Genomic DNA, 17,004 nt, shown 5'->3' with positions numbered 1-17,004 from the left:
GGTGCGCTAGTGTGAATGTCGCTTGGGCATGAGATACCAGAGCACGACAGCCACCAGAAACAGTGCCGGTACATCACCCAGTAAGTTTGCCCGTTCGGTCTCGTCTACCAAGGCCTGCACCAGCATGATGGCGCCGTGCACGATGCTGGACCAAATGGTAAACCAGATAAGGCTAAGGTTTTCCATGGGGTTTTTTGCCGCCCTGATCAGGAATACGCCGAGCGTTGCGTAGAGCCCCATAATCATCTGCTCGTATTCCGGCTGCCGCGGCGTCCAGCCCCAGCCCGACGGCCATACCCACATCATCATGATGTAGATCCCGAAGATAAAGAAGATGCCAAGGACGACAAGGGCGATCTTCAGATATTTCATTCTCTGTGCGTCAGTCATTGTCGGCTCCTGTTGCCTAGTACGCGCAGTGGATTTGGTTACTATCCAAGTAGTGTAGATAGAATTCCGGGCATGCTCGGATACGCGCTGGCACATATACGCATCGGGTGGCGTGTGGGAGGGGAGAAGAGTGAAGTGACTTTGGGCGGGCAAAAAAAAGGCCGGCAAAGCCGGCCTGTAATAAGCGTGAAACTGTTTAGCCTTTGCGGGCCTGAAGCGGTTCGCGCAGCTGCTCGGCCATACCGAGCAGCAGGGATTCGGTGGTTTCCCAGTCGATGCACTTATCGGTAACGGATACGCCGTATTCCATCTTGCTGCGATCTTTGTTGATCTTCTGGTTGCCAGCTTTCAGGTTACTTTCCACCATGATGCCGATAATGGACTTGTTGCCATCCAGAATCTGGTGGGTCACGTTGTCCACCACTAGCGGCTGCAATTCGTGGTTCTTGTTGGAGTTGGCGTGGCTGCAGTCCACCATGATATTGGGTACAAGGCCTGCTGCCTCAAGCTCTTTCTCACAAACTGCCACGCTCACTGAGTCGTAGTTCGGCTTGTCATTACCACCGCGAAGCACCACGTGGCCGTACTTGTTGCCGGCGGTGTGGATGATGGCAACCTGGCCTTCTTTATTAATACCCAGGAAGCGGTGTGGGTTGGCGGTGGACTGAAGTGCATTGATTGCCACTTCCAGGCTGCCGTCGGTACCGTTTTTAAAGCCCACTGCGGAAGAGAGACCACTGGCCATTTCGCGGTGTGTCTGGGATTCGGTGGTACGGGCACCGATCGCAGACCAGGAAATCAGATCCTGCAGGTACTGCGGAGAGATCGGGTCCAGTGCCTCAGTGGAGGTTGGCAGGCCCAGCTCGGCAACATCCAACAGAAGCTTGCGGCCAATGTGCAGGCCGTCTTCAATCTTGAAGGAATCGTCCAGGTGCGGATCGTTAATCAATCCTTTCCAGCCCACGGTGGTACGGGGCTTTTCAAAATACACACGCATCACGATCAGCAGGGTGTCGGAGACCTTATCGGCTAGCGCCTTCAGGCGCTTGGCATAATCGATGGCCGCATCGACGTCGTGAACGGAACAGGGGCCGATCACAACCATCAGGCGGTGGTCTTTGCGGTCGAGAATATCGCGCACGGCGGCACGGCCGGCGGCCACAGAAGCTTCAGCTGCCTCACTAACGGGCAGTTCTGATTTCAGCGCTTCCGGTGTAATCAGGATGTCCTGGGAGACGACGTTAAGGTCGTCGAACTGCTGCGTGGTCATGGTTAAATCACTACTTATTTAGATAATTTGGTCGCGTCCTTGCCCACAGCACAGAGCTGCGGGGCAGTAATGCTACCTAGTGACTGGTGGTAGGGCTAGGGTTTCATTTGAAACAGTTTTAGCTGTCACGAGTTTCTAATGTGTGCGCAAAATTTATCTAGTCTTGGTGCGCTGCAGGGGATGAGTTTGCTCAGTCGTGTGGCTGCCAGTATTTGGGTAGGATGGTGCGTGCGCGGGCGCCAGGACGGGAATGGTCGTCGGTCCGGCCCCATTCAGGGCCGGTTCCAGGCTGAGCTTTTAGCCTTACTCCGGTGGTAGTTCCGCCAGTGTTTGCAGCAGAGGGAAGTACAGCGCACAGCGTATGGATGTTTCGCCGCGCTGGTAGAACAGGCGTCGGTAGCGATCCAGCTGATAGCGGTATTGCTCCAGTTGCGCGGCAATAAAGTCTGACGGCGCTTCGCCGGCACTCGGTTCTGCGGTCTTGTAATCGACGATCCAGCGGCTGCCTTCGGCATCGATAAAAGTACGATCAATGATATTGCGGCGCAGCTGGCCACCGCCGGTGTGAATCTCCAGCTCTGCGGCAGATTCTCGATGATTTGCGTCGAGTAACCAGCGGCCGGTCTCACAATTGAGTGTGCGGGCGATCGCCTGTTCAACTTTTTCGGCCGCGTTTTCGAGGTTGCGTCCGCTTAAGCCAGCCTCCGAGAGCCGCAATTGCCACAGCGGTCGCAACTCGCTAATCAGTTCAGGCGCGGGGCGTTGCAAGCGTTGCGGTGCTTCGGTGAGTGTCGCCAGGGTTTCATGGGCAACGGTACCTGCGTGGCGGAACCAGCGCTGATGTACCTGCCCAAGCTCGGGCAAGTTGCGTTCTTCCTCCGCGTCCTGCGCATCCTCTCCGGGTGTGGCTTGTGTGCTTGCCACCCGGTAACGGGCCAGCAGGTTTCCATGCGGGTAAGCACTGGGCTGCCAGCCCAGAGGCAACTGCAGCAGATAGCTGTGATCGGTTGCGTCGGCATCGGCTACCGGCTCCGGGCTCTCAAGCCAATGACACCAATTACTGCCGTCCTGCTCGCTGAGCGTGGGCCAGAGACTGGCAAGCAGTGATGCGGGCGTGGGCGCCTTGTAGTCCTCATTTTTCTTGTCGGAAGACTTTACGTTGGCCAGTAGATACAGGCTGTGGATCGCACGGGTGCAGCCAACGTAAAGTAGTCGCGTGCCTTCGAGTCGCTCGCGCTCGCTGTTGTCGTGTTTGACGTAGGCGTAAAGCGGGTCTTTGCCGCTGCGCGGGCTTTTGGGCGCGAGCAGAAAACGGTTATCTGCCTCGGCATTTAGCCAGCTGCACCAGCGCAAAAGCTGGTCGCTGCCGCCGGCACCGCCGGACTTATCCAGGCCGGGAATGATTACATGGTCAAATTCCAGACCCTTGGACTTGTGGATCGTCATCACCTGCACGTTGGCCTGTTGTGCGGGGCGCGCGAACAACTTTTCCAGGGCTTGTTCGAATGCGGGCCAATCGCCGATTCCGCCGCCCTGGTCGTATTTTTCCAAGAGCTGGAAAAAGTCAGCGGCGTTACTCAGTTCCTGCTTGTCTGCGACACTCGCAGGTCCGCCGAGAGCGAGCCACAGGCCTTCGATCCAAACCCGCAGAGGCTTGCGGCCACGTTGCTGCCAAGCTTCCAGGATGACCGGTAGGCTTCGCTGCAAGCGCTGCGCGCCGTCCTCGCTTAACCCTGCCACTGTCTGGCCACTGTGCAGGGTGTTTAGGAGGGGCGCGTTTTTCGGGTCACGCGGATCCCGTGACTTTGCGTCGTCGGCGAGAATGTCGGTTTTTGCAGTGGCGTTGGCCAGCGCATGCAGGTCGGGCAGGGTTAGGCCGCACCAGGGGGCACGCAGTACCGATAGCCAGCTGATGCGGTCAGAAGGATCTTGCAAGGCGCGTGTCAGGCTGAGCAAGTCCAGCACCACCATTTTACTGGCCAAGGGCGAGAGATCCTGGGCCTGGTAAGGAATGCCCGCACGGGTGAGTTCCGGCAAGATCTGTTGCAGGTGTTTTTTATTTCGCACCAGAATGGCGATGCTTGCCGACGGCGATTGTACCTGTAGGTCCTGCACGATCTGCAGCGTTTTCTCCGCTTCCAGCAAACGTTCGTTATCGTCTATGCAGCCATAAAAGGTGACGGGTTCACCTTCCCAGGAGCGCGGCTTGAACGCGACGGATTCCAAATAACGCACGGCGCCACGGCTGATATTGTCTTTGCTGGGGAAGGCGCGCGCGAAGGTGCTATTAACCCAGTCCACCACAGCGGTACTGGAGCGGAAATTCACCTGCAGATTCAGTGGTACCAGCGGCAGCTCGCCGATACCTTCGTTGCGCGCGTCCAGAAAGATACCCACGTTGGCATTGCGGAAGCCGTAGCAGGATTGCATGCCGTCGCCCACGATAAACAGGCTGCGCCCGTCTTGAGGCTCCCAGCCGGCGGTGAGCTTTTGCAGCAATTCCAGTTGTAATTGGGACGTGTCCTGGAATTCATCTACCAATATGTGCTGAATCTGCACGTCCAGCTTGAGCGCGACTTCACTGGGATCATCACTGCTGCCCAGTGCCGCCAGTGCCGCCTGCGCGACCTCGGTAAAGTCGGTGCCGCCGATCTGCTGGAATACCAGTTTTAACTCTGCCACTAACAGCGGCAGGATGCGGGCCATCGAGCGCAGAATCTGCCACTGGCCGTCGTCCATACCGCCGGGAAGAGTGCGCACTTCGGCGATCTGTTGAAGTAGCGTCTCATCGTCGGCCAAGGAAGCGAGCAGGGCAGTAATCCGCGCCTTTTGCTCTTTGGCTTTCTCCGCATTCGGAGACTTCTTATCGGCGGCGGGAAAGCCAATGGTTTTGGTGACCGACTTGCGATAGGTGCCGGTACCGGTAACCAGCAGCTCAGCGAGCGCCAGCCATTGCTGCAGACCTTCCGCGTCACAGCTCGGCACGCCTGCGATACCCGCAAGCTGGCTTATCGGATGCTCGGGCTTGTCTTTGCTGAGATTAGTACCCGCGTAGTCCGCGAGTTCAATCAGTTCACCGAGGCGTGTTCCCAAACCCGCTTTCAGTGCGGCAAGCTGCCCTTCAATCAGTTCGTTGATTACGAAGGTAAAATAGTCCTCCGCCTGTTCCTGGTGGACCGCGAGCAGTGGTTCAAGCCACTGTTCCCGCTTTTCCAGCAGGGTCTGCAGCAACCCGGTAACTTCCGGCAGATTGTTGTCGAGGTGCAGCAGCAGTTCACCAAGATCCTGATCCAGAGGCTCTTGCTCCAGCTTCGGCAAAAGATTGGCAATGGCCTTCTCATAGGCGATTGCGGGCTGCTCCAGGGGTTCACCCGGTGCGCCCAGTCCACTGTCGACGGGTAATTGGCTGGCGATATTTCGGCATAGTCCATCGATGGTCTGGATACGCAGGCGCTGAGGGCTCTCGAGTAGATGCCATTGATGTGTCTGGTCGTGGGCCAACAAATTCTTTGCCAGCTGCCAGGTAATTTTTGCGTGGGGATTGTCCGGCTCCGGATTGTCCCGCGCGTCTAGTAAGGCATCGAGCAGGCGCTCGCGCATTTCACCCGCCGCTTTGCGGGTAAAGGTAATCGCCAGTACTTCTTCTGGCTGTTTGCAGGCTGCGAGCAATTTGAGCAGGCGCTGTGTCAGCAGGCCGGTTTTTCCGGAGCCGGCGGGGGCCGAAACCGCATAGCTTTGCGTGATGTCGAGGGCTTGTTCACGCTGTCTGGCATCTACTGGTGTTGTACTGGTCATGATTGGCGTTCCGGCCAGCGGTTCAGCGGCCACAAATTCTTTTGGTTTTCGTTGTCCGCGGGGCGGTCGAAGCGGAGTGCGGCATACCCGGTTTTGTACTCCGAGGCGAGCGTTGCCAGTGCTTGTGCCCAGTGCTGGGTCAACTGATCCCAGTTGCCGAATTCCACTTCGGGGTTCTTCTGGCTGTCGCCAACCGCTTTTACGCCTTTGATGGAATGGGTAAGTTCACCAGTGCCAAGGTATTTGCAATCGCCATTTTTTACCGCGCCGTAGGCAATGCCTTTTACGTTTGGCAGGAACAAGGCATAGAGTGGTAATTGCGGCTCGCGCACGCGTGCTTGCAGCCAGTCGCTGACACTGGTTTGACCAGTTTTGTAGTCGATTACCAGCTGTTCTTCCTGATCTGCAGAGGTGAGGTTGTCCAGCCGGTCCAGACGTAATGTCAGGGTCAAGCCCTCGAGATTCACGGTTGTTTGTGACTCAATTTGCGCGGCCTCAAATTGTGGGCGCGCCAGTTCCAGCGGCAGCCACTGTTCGAAGATGTCTCCCAGACGACTTTTTTCCAGCGACCAGAATGCCTGCGGCAACTCCGGATGTTTTCGCTTAAGTCGCCCGATGGCGGTGTCAATACTGGTGTTGATCTGTAGTTTGCGCTGCTCTGGTGTCATTTCGACAAGCTGGCGAGACGTTTTACAGTTCTCGAAGAAAGCGGCGAGCATTTCATGAATCAGATTGCCGCGCTCGGCGGGGCTCAGGCCGAGGCCTGGCTGCATAAAACTGTCGGCACCCAGGCGGTAACGAAGTTGCGCGTTGAGGGGGCACAGGGCCTGGGCTTTTAATACACCTGCGCCGCCGCGTACCTGTGCGCATTCATCAGCGGAGAGCGGGGGGAGTGCTTCGTCGGAGATCTTCTCCAGTGCAGTGGCTTTCTCTAGCGTTTCGTAGAAGGCCTGCAGCGGGTCGCTATCGAGCCAATCTGCGGGGGCAGGGCTGCCAAATAGTGCGCTGAGAGATTGGCCTACGCCATCTTCCTCACAGGCATAACTAACCACCACGTCACTGCTGCTATTTAGCAAGTCCTGGGTAAGCTGTTGCGCAAGCTCCAATTCACGCTCGGCACTCGCGCGCGGCATTTTCCACTCTTTTTGCCAGAGGATGGGCAGCATCGGGTTGGGCGATGGCGGTGCCGGCCACTGTTGCTGGCCAAACCCCACCAGACGTATATGCTCGAAAGCGAGGCCGCCGGCTTCCAGTACCCCGAGAATTTGCAGTGGCCCGTCGCGGGTTTCGGCCTGGAACGGACTGCGGCTGGCTATCTGTCGCAACAACTGCAGCGCCTTTCGCAGTGGCAGCGCGCCGGTGAATTCGCTGAGATTGGCAAAGCTTTCCAGTGCTTGTTCCCACAGCACCAGCTGCTGGTATTCCTGACTGTTGGGATTGCGTGCGCCGGGCCAGCCGAGCTTCAGCAGCAGTTCAGAAAAGCGCTGTGCCCAGACTTCCGCTGGGGCGCGTTGCCAGCGTCGGGCCCAGTCGCCCAGCTGGTTCAGTTGCCCGGGAAGCGGGCTTTCGGGGGCAAGCTCTTCGGCGAGCTTTTCCGCCCAGGAACGCAGTACGTTTCCGGGAATCTCGCGCAATTCCAGCTTTTGCAGTCGCCGCATCAGGGCGCTGCGCAAATGCTGTTCTGGCGCTCCTGCTTCTCCCCAGAAAGGGCTGAACAGCAGATTGCGCAGGGTGCTGTAATCAAACGAGTCCACAAGCGCTTCGAGCAAATCGAGCGATGCCGAACCGACTGGTGTCTTGGCCAGCGGCGTGCCCGCGGAAAAGTTGAAGGGCAGGGTGTACGCGGGTTGCGTAGGGGAGAACCACTGGGGCTCCAGTACCCGCGCGAAGATCTGTTCGACCTGGGCGCGACACTGGCCAAGGTTATTGACCACGATGCCAATGCTCGCGTCCGGGTTCTGCGCCAGTTTCGTGGCGGCCCAGCGCGCCGCCTGCTGTAGCTCCTCTTCAAGGTTATGGCAGCGGCTAACTTTCAGGCTATTTGCAGCGGCTTCCGGGATCCCGAACGGCATTATCTTTTCGGCCGCCGCGGCGAATAACTTGTCATTGAGTGGCGAGGATTGCACAAAGCCCGCCAGAGAAAGCTGCGGGAGCCGCGCCAGCTGCCCCTCTTCAAAGGCTTGCAATATGAGCAGGTCGCGCTGGTCCTGGGTAATTGCGTTGTGCTGCGCAAGCTTTTGCTGGAATGCGGGTAATAATTCGAATAGCGGGTAGTCGCCGGACTGCAGACCGGTATTTTCCCAGTGAGGCTTCAACACATCTTCTGCGTTTTCCAATTGTTCGATTCGACACCACTGAAACAATTGCGCCAAAGCCCCGTCGCAGTGGCCTGCCAACTGTTGGGTGTTGATTAAGCCTTTATCCAGCGTGCTATCGATACAGGCTTGCCATAACAGCTGGCATTGCTCACGGTTAAGTACCCGTTGCATGGCCGGGGGCCATTGCTTTTGCTGTAGTTCAAACCAGAGTTTGTCGAGCCAGCCCTGCAGCGACTCTACTGCGGGCGGAGCCCAGTTTTTGGTGCTGGCCGGCTGGAATGCGCCGAATACCTGCAAGCAGCGATTGCGCAGGCGGTTGGTCGGGGTGAGTAAGAGGCCGCCCACCGGTAGTTCGTCGAGAATCTGCCGGAAAGGAAATGCAGGTTGCAGCATATAGTGTGACGCTGAATAGGGTGTTTATTGCTGTTTTATTGGGCGCAGTACACGCTGGAAATGGTCAGGTGTTGCGCAGAGAAGCCGAGGCTTCACAGGGCTACAGTCTAACCGCAATCGCCTGGTGCTGATACGTCGGCCCGAACTCGCCGAACGCCTGCAGAATCTGCTCAGATTGATGCTCACTGCTGGTGAGTAGTTGGCTGCTGTGTGGTTCGCTCGGCAGTGTGAGGTTGAGTTCGTCCAACCACCAGCGCACCCGGCGGGCAATGGCATCACCGGAGTCTAACCAGGTGAGTGGTCGTGGAGAAGCCGCGCTGAGTTCGTCACGCAACAGCGGAAAATGGGTGCAGGCCAATACCGCCGTATCGAGGGTTTCCCCGTGTGGCCCACTAAACAGCCTTTCAATCACTGGAGCCAGATCTGCTGCGGCAATGGTCTCGCCGCGGAGTTTCGCTTCCGCCAGCGCCACGAGCTCTGGTGCCGGCACGTTGATCACGCGGCTGCTGTTGGCGAACTGATCAATCAGCTCGCGGGTGTAACGGCGGTTTACGGTACCTTCGGTGGCAATCAGGGCAATGGTGCCCGTGCGGCTGCCCGCGGCCGCGGGCTTGATCGCAGGTACCACACCCACAACCGGTTGCCGCAAGGTTTGCCGCAGCTCGGGAAGGGCCAGGGTACTGGCGGTGTTGCAGCCGACGACCAGTAAATCTGCATCACAGGCGGCTACCATGCGGCTGGCAATGTCGACGATACGCGGTCCCAGCGTATCTTCGGGCTTGGTGCCGTAGGGGTAGAAACCGTTATCGATACCGAAATGCAGGGTGAGACCGGGCATTTGCCGGCGGATCTCCCGCGCAATACTGATGGCGCCGACCCCGGAATCGAATATCAATGCGCTGGGGGCCTTGTTAGAATGGCGGCTGGATTGTTGGCCGCTTTCTATTGGCATGCGACAACCTGTCTCCCGTTAAGTACCTCTGGCCGGCAAGGATACCTCAGCCGACGCCCTGTGTAGCACATTCGATAACACTACCTAATAAGTTTAAGTGATTTTTATGACCTGGTTTCCCCTGCAAATATCCCTGGAGCAGTCACTGCTGGCGACGGGCCTGATTCTGGCGCTGATGCTTCTCGCATTCTGGGGTGGCAGGGCCGGTAGGGCGCGTCTGATCAGTCAGCTCCAGTCACTACAAGCCGAGCAGCAGGTGCAGCAGGCCCAGGTACAGGTGGTGCAAGAGCGTGATACCCAGCAACAGGTGGAGATCCAGCAGCTGCGTGAGGCGCTTTCTGACAAGTCTCAGCAGCTGGTGCGGCATCAGGTCCTGGTGGAGAAGGGCGAAGCTGCGCTCGCCGAGCAGAAGCAGCAGCTGGAACAGACGCGCGCGAGCATGACCCAGCAGTTCGAAAACCTCGCTAACCGGATTTTTGAAGAGAAACAGCAGGCCTTCCAGCGCCGCAGCGAAGATAGCCTGCGCAAGAGCCTCGATCCGCTGGAACGCCAGCTGGGCGACTTCCGCAAGCGCGTAGAACACGTATACGACAGGGAAAATGCCGAGCGCAATAGTCTGCTGGGCCAGATCAAGGCGCTGCGCGAACAAACCCAGCGTATTAGTGACGAGGCCCTGAACCTGACTTCGGCGCTGAAAGGCGACCGCAAGATTCAGGGTAACTGGGGTGAGGTGGTGCTTGAGCGCTTGCTGGAAGAGTCTGGCCTGCAGAAAGGGCGTGAGTACGAAACGCAGGTTAGCTTTACCGCCGATGGACGCCGTCGCCAGCCGGACGTGATCGTGCGTCTGCCAGAAAACAAGGACCTGATCATTGATTCCAAGGTCTCGCTGGTGGATTACGAACGCTACGCCTCGGCAGAGACCGACGAAGAGCGTACGCAGGCGCTCAAGCAGCATGTGAACTCACTGCGTGCGCATATCACCGGCTTGAATAAAAAGGCCTACGAGCAGCTGGAGGGTGTGCGCACCCTCGATTTTGTATTTATTTTTGTGCCGATTGAGGCCGCCTATATGCTCGCGATGCAGGCGGACCCGGAAATGTTCCGTTTCGCCTACGAGCGCCAGATCGTACTGGTGAGCCCGACGACGTTGATGGCGACCCTGCGCACGGTTGAGAATATCTGGCGCTACGAAAAGCAAAACAAAAACGCGGAAAAGATTGCCGACGAGGCGGGCAAGCTGCACGACCAGTTTGCACTGGTGCTGGAGTCGCTGGATAACCTGGGTAGCCGTATCCGCCAGGCGGATGAAGCGTATCAGGAAACCTATAAGCGACTCGCTACCGGCCGCGGCAATGCGGTGAAGCGTATCGACAGTCTGCGCAAACTGGGGGCGAAGACCCGCAAGCAGATTGCCGCCGACTTGCGTGAGCAGGCGGAGGACAGCCACAAATTGCCCGCGTTAGATGCGGAGAAGACTGCCGCGGAAACTACTACTGCGGAAAGTACTGCCGAGGAAGTGGAATAAGCCTTGGACGCTGTAGCCGACACCTTCTCGTTTGCGCTTTCTGTTACCGCACCCATTTTCCTCACCCTGTTGGTGGGCTATGGGCTCGCGCGCGCGAAGTTGCTCAGTAACTCGTTCGTCGATGATGCATCGCGGTTGGTGTTTCTGATCACGCTGCCGGCGCTGTTGTTTTTCAATATTTTCGGTTCCGATGCCGCTCCAACGGACGAGTGGCCTCTGCTCCTTGCTGGTTTGCTGGGTACTGTGTTGACGGTGCCACTGGCCTGGTTGTGCGCCCGGCCACTGGCTTATGGGGACCGCAGTGCGTTTATCCAGGGGGCATTTCGCGGAAACCTCGGGATTATTGGGCTGGCATGGGCGGTTAATGCCTACGGCCCGTCGGGCCTGGCGCAGGCCGCGTTGCTGATGGCGGTGATTACGATTTTTTACAATATCGCGGCGGTTGCCCTGTTCGCGGTCTATTCGCAAAAGGCGAAGTTTAGTTGGCGGAAGCTGGCCATCGATGTTGCGCGCAACCCGCTGATTGTGGCCATCGTTTCGGCGCTGGTTGCAAAAGCCGTAGGGCTGAAGCTGCCTCAAATGGTGGTACAGACCGGAGAGTATCTCGCTTCGGTAACCCTGCCGTTGGCGCTGCTTTGTATTGGCGCATCCCTGGACTTGAGCATGTTGCGCCGCAGCTCCTTTGGCGCCGTGGTCGCCAGCGCATTCAAGTTGCTCGTGGTCCCGGTGGTACTTGTTGCCATCGGCTGGATGTTCCAGCTGGACGGACAATCCATGGCGATTCTGTTTCTGCTGGCAGCCGCGCCAACGGCCTCGGCTTCCTTTATTATGGCGCGCGCACTGGGTGGCAACAGCCAGTTGGCCGCTAACATTGTCGCGATCAGCACACTCTTTTCTATTGTTACCGCCAGTCTCGGACTGGCACTGTTGAAGGTAAACCTCCCATGACTGAAGTACCCGTGTGGATTCTGGTAATTGCCGGGCTGATTATTCTCGTGCTCTCCGCGATAGCCACTTACTACGTTCTTGAGCTGCGTGCAGCGCGCAAACGTCAGGCACAGCAATTGGCTGAGCTTGAAGCGGCGGCTGAGGCGCAGCGTGAGCGGGTAAACAACAGTATTCAGATTATTGCCAAGACGCTGTTGGAAGATGGCGTGGGTCTGACTGAGGCTTCGATCCGTATCCGCGTACTGCTGGATTCTTTACAGGTGGATGGGTCGGTAAAGGAAGAGTTTGTTGCCTTCTACCAAATTTCGGATAAGACCAATCACATTCCCATCCTTGCTGAATGGAAAAAGCTCTCACCGAAAGAACGTTTTGCCTACGAAAAGGAAATGTTCAAAGTCGAGCAAGAGTTGGGCGATTTCGCTCTGGACGCGGCCAAGCGAATCCTCGGTAGGAATTTTTAACGGCGTAATTGGGGGCGGCCTGACACGGTCGGCGTGCCCCCAGCTAGCGAGCGTCGTGCTACTTACTTGCGTACGAGTAATACACCAGATTCTGTATGATCGGTGTACGGGAACTGATCAAAGATCGCAAATCGCTCGATACGGTGGGTTTTGGTAAGTTCCGCCAGGTTTTCCAGCTGCGTCTCCGGGTTGCAGGAGATGTATAGAATTCTTGGAAAGCGGGCAATCATCGCGCAGGTGTCTTGGTCCAGGCCGGCACGGGGTGGATCCACTAGTACAGTGGAAAAATCGTAACTGTCCAGGTCGAAGTCCTTCAGGCGTCGGAAAGGGCGCACCTTGTCGATCGCCTGGGTAAATTCCTCGCTGGATAAGCGCAGTATCGCCAGGTTATCCACGCCGTTGGCAGCGATGTTTTCCTGTGCCGCGTTCACCGATACCTTGGAGATTTCAGTCGCCAGTACCTTGCGGAAGTGCGCTGCCAGTGGAATGGTGAAATTACCATTACCACAGTAGAGCTCCAGCAAATCGCCACTGGCTTTGTCTTCGCTTGTTTGCGGGCAACAGCTTTTTGCCCAGCTGATCATCGAACGGCAAATCTCACCATTGGGTTGTGTGAAACTACCTTCAACCTGCTTGTACTGGTATTCGCGTCCGTCGATATCCAGCTTTTCAATCACGTAGTCGCGCTCGAGCACCAGTTTCTGTTTGCGCGAGCGTCCCAAAATGGGCACTCCCAGCTGGTCCTGCAGGGCGCGCGCCTCTGATTCCCATTCTTCCCCCAGAGGTTTGTGGTAAATCAGGGTGATCAGCGCATCACCGCTCAATGTTGTCAGGAATTCCGTACAGAACAGGCGTTTGCGCAGCATCTCGCTCGCATTGATGGCATCAAGCAGCGGCGGCATCAGCTCGTTGATCCTGCGCGAACCAACGGTAAACTCCTGGATCACGAACGGCTTTTTGTATTCACCCTGTTTGTACATTGCGTAATCCACGCGTCCGCCGTCTTGCCACATCTTGAATTCCGCGCGCAGGCGGTAGTGGCTGGGCGGGGAAGGAAAGACTTCCGGTGCCAGATCGGTAAAGGGCGTATAGGCCTCCCGCAGCCGGGCCACTTTCTGGTCCAGTTGCTGCTGGTATTCGTCGGTATTTACGCGGTGAAGTGCCATGGGATCAGCCGTACAATTGCAGTTTTGAGTGTGTCCAATTTTGGGGCGCGGATTATAACGGAAACCCCCAGTCGATGTGAGATGGGTGTCGGAAAGGAATATTTATGGCAACAGGACAGCTAGAGATTGTAGTGCGGGGGCAGGGGCTGCACGAGTTCACCCGCCAGGTAGAGGGCTGGCTATCCAGTCATTCCAATGGTGGCGACGGTTTGTGCACCCTGTTTATACAGCACACCTCAGCCAGTTTATTGATTCAGGAAAATGCTGACCCGAGCGCCCGAGTTGACCTGGAAAACTGGCTGAACCGGTTGGTTCCGGAAAATGACCCGCTTTACACGCACACCCTTGAGGGGCCGGATGATATGCCTGCGCATATCAAGGCCGCATTAACGGCATCCAGCCTGAGCATACCGGTGATCGATGGACGCCTGGCACTGGGTACCTGGCAGGGCATCTATCTATGGGAACACCGCTACCATGCGGGCGCACGTCGAGTGATTTTGCATCTGGCTTAAGTGGTAGCGTTTGATTCGGTACAGCTTTCAGTGCAGGCGGGATCTCTAGCACTGGGCGAGTCCATGGCGCACTGTATTGCGCATGCAAAAGAAAGGGCGCCGAAGCGCCCAATTCAATCTGCCGAACTAGCGGTGTCAGAAGGAAAATTTATAGCCCACTGACAAATTGAACATCCATGGATCATAGATGTAGTCCCCGGAATAGGACTCAAAAATCGGTTCTAGGTCCGGGGGTGGCGGTACGTCATCGAAAACCCGCAGTCGCATTTCGGTGTCGGCTCGCGTATACACCGCGGCAACGTTTACCAGCCAGGCACTATCGCGCCCGAAGTTGAAATCCATACCTGCTTGCCACGTATAGCCCCAAGAGGAACCTAAGCCGAAGTTGCCACGCAGACCAACGTCGGCTAAGTCCCGCCGTACGGCACGGCTAAGGCGGGTTGAACCGAACTCTGTGTAGCTAATGCCACCACCGATGTAGGGCTGAACCAGGCACGTCTCATCAAGTGGGTAGTACTTGAGGCTTAGGGTACTGATATCGGCATCAAAATTTGTGACATTGCGGTACTCCACATCATCGAAGCCGAGTGTGAAATAGCTGTCAGCATGGCTGCTTGAGTGGCTGTCGCCATCCATATAGGCGAGCTCGATACCCCAATGCTCATGCGGTTTCCATTCGAAATTGATTAACCAACCCCATTCGGAACCAGGGTCCACGTTAGCGCGGAACGCGTCGGAGAACTGGAGCGTTTCGTCGACGAAGCTAACCGTGTCATCACCCGGGGAAATATAGTATCCGCCTACACGGACAATAAAATCCTGTGGTCCAGTCAGGCCGAGGGGCCCCGCCGAGGCGACGCCACTCAACCCTAAAGTTAACGGCGCCAGGATAGGCAAAAATTTCAACATCCTTTTCACTTGAGGTAACTCCTTGTATACCTGTTGAGTAAAAAGTGTAATACGGGACTTTTTAACTTTTGGGAAACACGACCAACTTAGGTGCCAAAATCGTATCTGCGTAGATGCGTTTGCGTTAAACGCGTTTACGCTCACAAACAATTGGTGGGTTTGGGGAGCCCTGCGATCTTGCTGCCAATTTTGGCCGGGCTCGGCGGGAAGAGTTGCATCAGGAAGATGCTGCGGCCTTTTTCGGGTCCCAAGTGTTGCCCAACATATTTCACCAGTGGTCGCATTGCCGGCGATAGCTCAAACTCCTGATAGAAGTCGCGCAGCAGCGCGATTACGTCCCAGTGGTCCTGAGTGAGTTCGATGTTTTCTCGTGTTGCGAGCGCGGTAGCCACGTCCGGGGTCCAATCATTCAGGTCGCGAAGAAAACCTTCTTTATCGAGCGCGATCTCACGCCCTGCAATTACCAGATTGTTCATGGTTAACTTACCTGAACCAGCTGACAATGGGTGTGTGCGCTACGCACAAATCTACCCACGCTGCTTCATCAATGGCTGTTACCGATTGGGCCAGTGTTACGCCACGTGCCTGGGCGTCGGCTGCCAAGGCGTAGATCTTGTCTTGAGGCAATTTGTGATGTGTGGGCGCGTTCGCTGCATAGACGGCGTCTTCAATCAGCAACAGGGCATCACCTTCGGCAAAGGACGCTAAGCAATCGTGGAGGGCGCTTCCCCCCAGCGGGGATTGATTGACGATGTGCAGGGTCATGTTAAAAGCTCAGTACCTGATCAAAATCGCGAATAAAGGCGCCGGTGTCGGCCAGCAATACTATTTCCGCTCCGGCAAGCTGTAGTGCATCGGTGGCAATCCCCCGCGTTTCAGCACTCTTCTCGCATACATGGATGTGCTCTATGCCAAACATCGGCATGGCTTGTAGATTCCGCCGCAGGCTCTTCTCGTTAATCGCCTCAGGCGCTTGTTCAAGTAGCTGGTATACGCCGTCACCGGTGAATAGGACTGCGGGAATCTGGTCCATGGCGGCACAGGCCAGAATGGCCTCGAGACCTTCACGGGCGAGGGTGTTGCCGTAGGGGGCGTGTCGGCAGAGGGCAAGGATAGAGTTCGCCATTACCTTAACCTCCAAAGCTAATCAGTCGGTCGCTGACAGCGGCCGCTTCTGCCAGCTGCCCAAGGCCAGCCAGGCTAAACCCCGCGGCAAGGTTAGCGCTGGGCTTCTCCAGGCGGTTTGCTTCCGATTCACTGAGCAGCCCACGGCGCTGGGCCGCGGCGATACACACGGTGAGATCGAGCGCATGATCCTGTTGCAGAGACTGCCAATGGCCAAGCAAGTCCTGCTCATCTTGCGGGGGCGCGGCGAGGGCGCTGCCGTTATGTACGCCATCCGCGTAGAAAAACACCCGGTAGATACTGTGGCCCGCGGCAAGGGTTGCCCGTGCAAAACGGAGCGCAGTGGCGGCACCTTCCGAGCTGTGGGGTGCGCCATAAACCACAAGGGTAAATTGCATGGGCGTGTGTACCTGGTGTGAGTCTGGTGGCCGTGTTCCGGCTGGAGGTTAGGTAAAGGGTGGCATACCGGCAAAAAAATGCCCCGCTAAGCGGGGCATTTGTTGAACCGAGGGTTGAACCGGGTCAACGTGCTGATTAGTCGTCGGAAGCGAAGCCGAAGATGTGCAGCAGGCTGGTGAACAGGTTCAGGATGTTCAGGTACAGAGAAGTGGTCGCCATGATGTAGTTGGTCTCACCACCGTTCACGATACGGCTGGTGTCGTACAGGATGAAACCGGAGAACAGCAGGGCAATCACGCCGCTCAGGGCTACGCTCGCCAGTGGCATATATACGCCGAAGAAGCTCGCGATCATCATGCCGATGGCACATACCAGTACTGCAATCAGGCCAACGAACAGGAAGCCGCCCATAAAGCTGAAGTCTTTACGGGTGGTCAGTACGTAGGCAGACAGCGCGAAGAAGATCAGCGCGGTGGTACCCAGCGCCTGCATGATTACCTGGCCACTGCCAGCGGCAACGTAATGGTTAAGGATCGGGCCGAGAGAGGCGCCCAGCAGACCGGTGAACGCAAACACAACGCCCACGCCGGCGCTGGAGTTAGCGGTGCGCGGCAGAACCAGCCAGATCAGGGCCAGTGCGCCCAGTGAACAGATGATGCCCAAGCCGCGACCCATGCCGATTGCCATGGAAACGCCTGCGGTGACTGCACTGAATAGAACAGTCATAGCCAGTAGTGCGTAGGTGTTGCGCAGTACTTTGGCGGACTCCAAGCGATCTACCGCTCGGGACTGTGTATAGACTTCGGGCTGCATTAGCGTCTCCTGCTATTGAATAGAT

16 protein-coding genes are annotated in these 17,004 nt (G+C 57.0%); 4 read left to right on the top strand and 12 right to left on the bottom strand.

Translation table 11 applies throughout. The features are described from left to right. Nucleotides 1–6: 6 nt before the first annotated feature. From KUV22_RS03430 to murI, 5 genes are all read right to left on the bottom strand, one after another. Entirely contained in the window at nt 7–390 is a 384-nt protein-coding gene (locus KUV22_RS03430; RefSeq protein ID WP_222228385.1) for a DUF6632 domain-containing protein, read from the bottom strand. A 196-nt stretch (nt 391–586) separates the two neighbouring features. Further along, the gene (locus tag KUV22_RS03425) at nt 587–1,660 is read right to left on the bottom strand and encodes a 3-deoxy-7-phosphoheptulonate synthase (protein WP_222228383.1); all 1,074 of its coding nucleotides are present in this window, start codon (nt 1,658–1,660) and stop codon (nt 587–589) included. Nucleotides 1,661–1,963: 303 nt separating this feature from the next. Next, a complete protein-coding gene (locus KUV22_RS03420; protein ID WP_222228381.1) occupies nt 1,964–5,455 on the bottom strand; it encodes a UvrD-helicase domain-containing protein in 3,492 nt (1,163 codons plus the stop codon). Beyond that, nucleotides 5,452–8,166 carry a PD-(D/E)XK nuclease family protein gene (locus tag KUV22_RS03415; protein ID WP_222228379.1) on the bottom strand — a complete coding sequence of 905 codons (2,715 nt, stop codon included), beginning with the start codon at nt 8,164–8,166 and terminating at the stop codon, nt 5,452–5,454. Before KUV22_RS03415 ends, KUV22_RS03420 begins: the two co-directional genes overlap by 4 nt. Before the next feature lie 100 nt (nt 8,167–8,266). Further along, the gene (murI, locus tag KUV22_RS03410) at nt 8,267–9,118 is read right to left on the bottom strand and encodes a glutamate racemase (RefSeq protein ID WP_222228377.1); all 852 of its coding nucleotides are present in this window, start codon (nt 9,116–9,118) and stop codon (nt 8,267–8,269) included. A gap of 106 nt (nt 9,119–9,224) precedes the next feature. Between murI and KUV22_RS03405 the strand changes: the two genes are divergently transcribed. Genes KUV22_RS03405 through KUV22_RS03395 form a run of 3 tightly spaced genes read left to right on the top strand, consistent with a single transcriptional unit; the run spans nt 9,225 to nt 12,052 of the window. Next, nucleotides 9,225–10,643 carry a DNA recombination protein RmuC gene (locus KUV22_RS03405; RefSeq protein ID WP_222228376.1) on the top strand — a complete coding sequence of 473 codons (1,419 nt, stop codon included), beginning with the start codon at nt 9,225–9,227 and terminating at the stop codon, nt 10,641–10,643. A gap of 3 nt (nt 10,644–10,646) precedes the next feature. Further along, complete coding sequence (locus KUV22_RS03400; protein ID WP_222228374.1) at nt 10,647–11,591, top strand: AEC family transporter; 945 nt, start codon at nt 10,647–10,649, stop codon at nt 11,589–11,591. After that, the gene (locus KUV22_RS03395; protein WP_222228372.1) at nt 11,588–12,052 is read left to right on the top strand and encodes a DUF2489 domain-containing protein; all 465 of its coding nucleotides are present in this window, start codon (nt 11,588–11,590) and stop codon (nt 12,050–12,052) included. The genes KUV22_RS03400 and KUV22_RS03395 overlap by 4 nt, the downstream gene beginning before the upstream one ends. Nucleotides 12,053–12,114: 62 nt before the next feature. On the opposite strand, the gene trmA is transcribed toward KUV22_RS03395, so the two are convergent. Then, nucleotides 12,115–13,218: a tRNA (uridine(54)-C5)-methyltransferase TrmA gene (gene trmA / locus KUV22_RS03390; RefSeq protein ID WP_222228370.1), complete on the bottom strand. Its 1,104-nt coding sequence runs from the start codon at nt 13,216–13,218 to the stop codon at nt 12,115–12,117. 104 nt (nt 13,219–13,322) lie between these two features. On the opposite strand from trmA, the gene KUV22_RS03385 reads away from it, so the two are divergent. After that, on the top strand, nt 13,323–13,733 hold the full coding sequence (locus tag KUV22_RS03385) for a secondary thiamine-phosphate synthase enzyme YjbQ (protein ID WP_222228368.1): 411 nt from the start codon (nt 13,323–13,325) through the stop codon (nt 13,731–13,733). A 135-nt stretch (nt 13,734–13,868) separates the two neighbouring features. Here the strand turns inward: KUV22_RS03385 and KUV22_RS03380 are convergent, their stop codons facing one another. The 6 genes from KUV22_RS03380 to KUV22_RS03355 all read right to left on the bottom strand — a co-directional run bounded on the left by KUV22_RS03380 (nt 13,869) and on the right by KUV22_RS03355 (nt 16,979). Next, nucleotides 13,869–14,642 (bottom strand): OmpW/AlkL family protein, encoded by a 774-nt coding sequence (locus tag KUV22_RS03380; protein ID WP_224917201.1) that lies wholly within the window; start codon nt 14,640–14,642, stop codon nt 13,869–13,871. Nucleotides 14,643–14,782: 140 nt separating this feature from the next. Continuing rightward, the gene (locus KUV22_RS03375) at nt 14,783–15,118 is read right to left on the bottom strand and encodes a TusE/DsrC/DsvC family sulfur relay protein (RefSeq protein WP_222228365.1); all 336 of its coding nucleotides are present in this window, start codon (nt 15,116–15,118) and stop codon (nt 14,783–14,785) included. A gap of 7 nt (nt 15,119–15,125) precedes the next feature. Then, nucleotides 15,126–15,407 (bottom strand): sulfurtransferase complex subunit TusB, encoded by a 282-nt coding sequence (gene tusB / locus KUV22_RS03370; RefSeq protein ID WP_222228364.1) that lies wholly within the window; start codon nt 15,405–15,407, stop codon nt 15,126–15,128. A 1-nt stretch (nt 15,408) separates the two neighbouring features. Next, nucleotides 15,409–15,768 (bottom strand): sulfurtransferase complex subunit TusC, encoded by a 360-nt coding sequence (tusC, locus tag KUV22_RS03365; RefSeq protein ID WP_222228363.1) that lies wholly within the window; start codon nt 15,766–15,768, stop codon nt 15,409–15,411. Nucleotides 15,769–15,772: 4 nt separating this feature from the next. After that, nucleotides 15,773–16,165 (bottom strand): sulfurtransferase complex subunit TusD, encoded by a 393-nt coding sequence (gene tusD / locus KUV22_RS03360; protein ID WP_222228362.1) that lies wholly within the window; start codon nt 16,163–16,165, stop codon nt 15,773–15,775. 136 nt (nt 16,166–16,301) lie between these two features. Further along, a complete protein-coding gene (locus KUV22_RS03355; RefSeq protein WP_222228361.1) occupies nt 16,302–16,979 on the bottom strand; it encodes a Bax inhibitor-1/YccA family protein in 678 nt (225 codons plus the stop codon). Between the last annotated feature and the right edge of the window lie 25 nt (nt 16,980–17,004).

Source organism: Microbulbifer agarilyticus, assembly GCF_019800665.1.
Classification (GTDB): domain Bacteria; phylum Pseudomonadota; class Gammaproteobacteria; order Pseudomonadales; family Cellvibrionaceae; genus Microbulbifer; species Microbulbifer agarilyticus_C.
The sequence above is the reverse complement of the archived record's forward strand: the minus strand, read 5'-3'. Positions and strand labels throughout refer to the sequence as shown.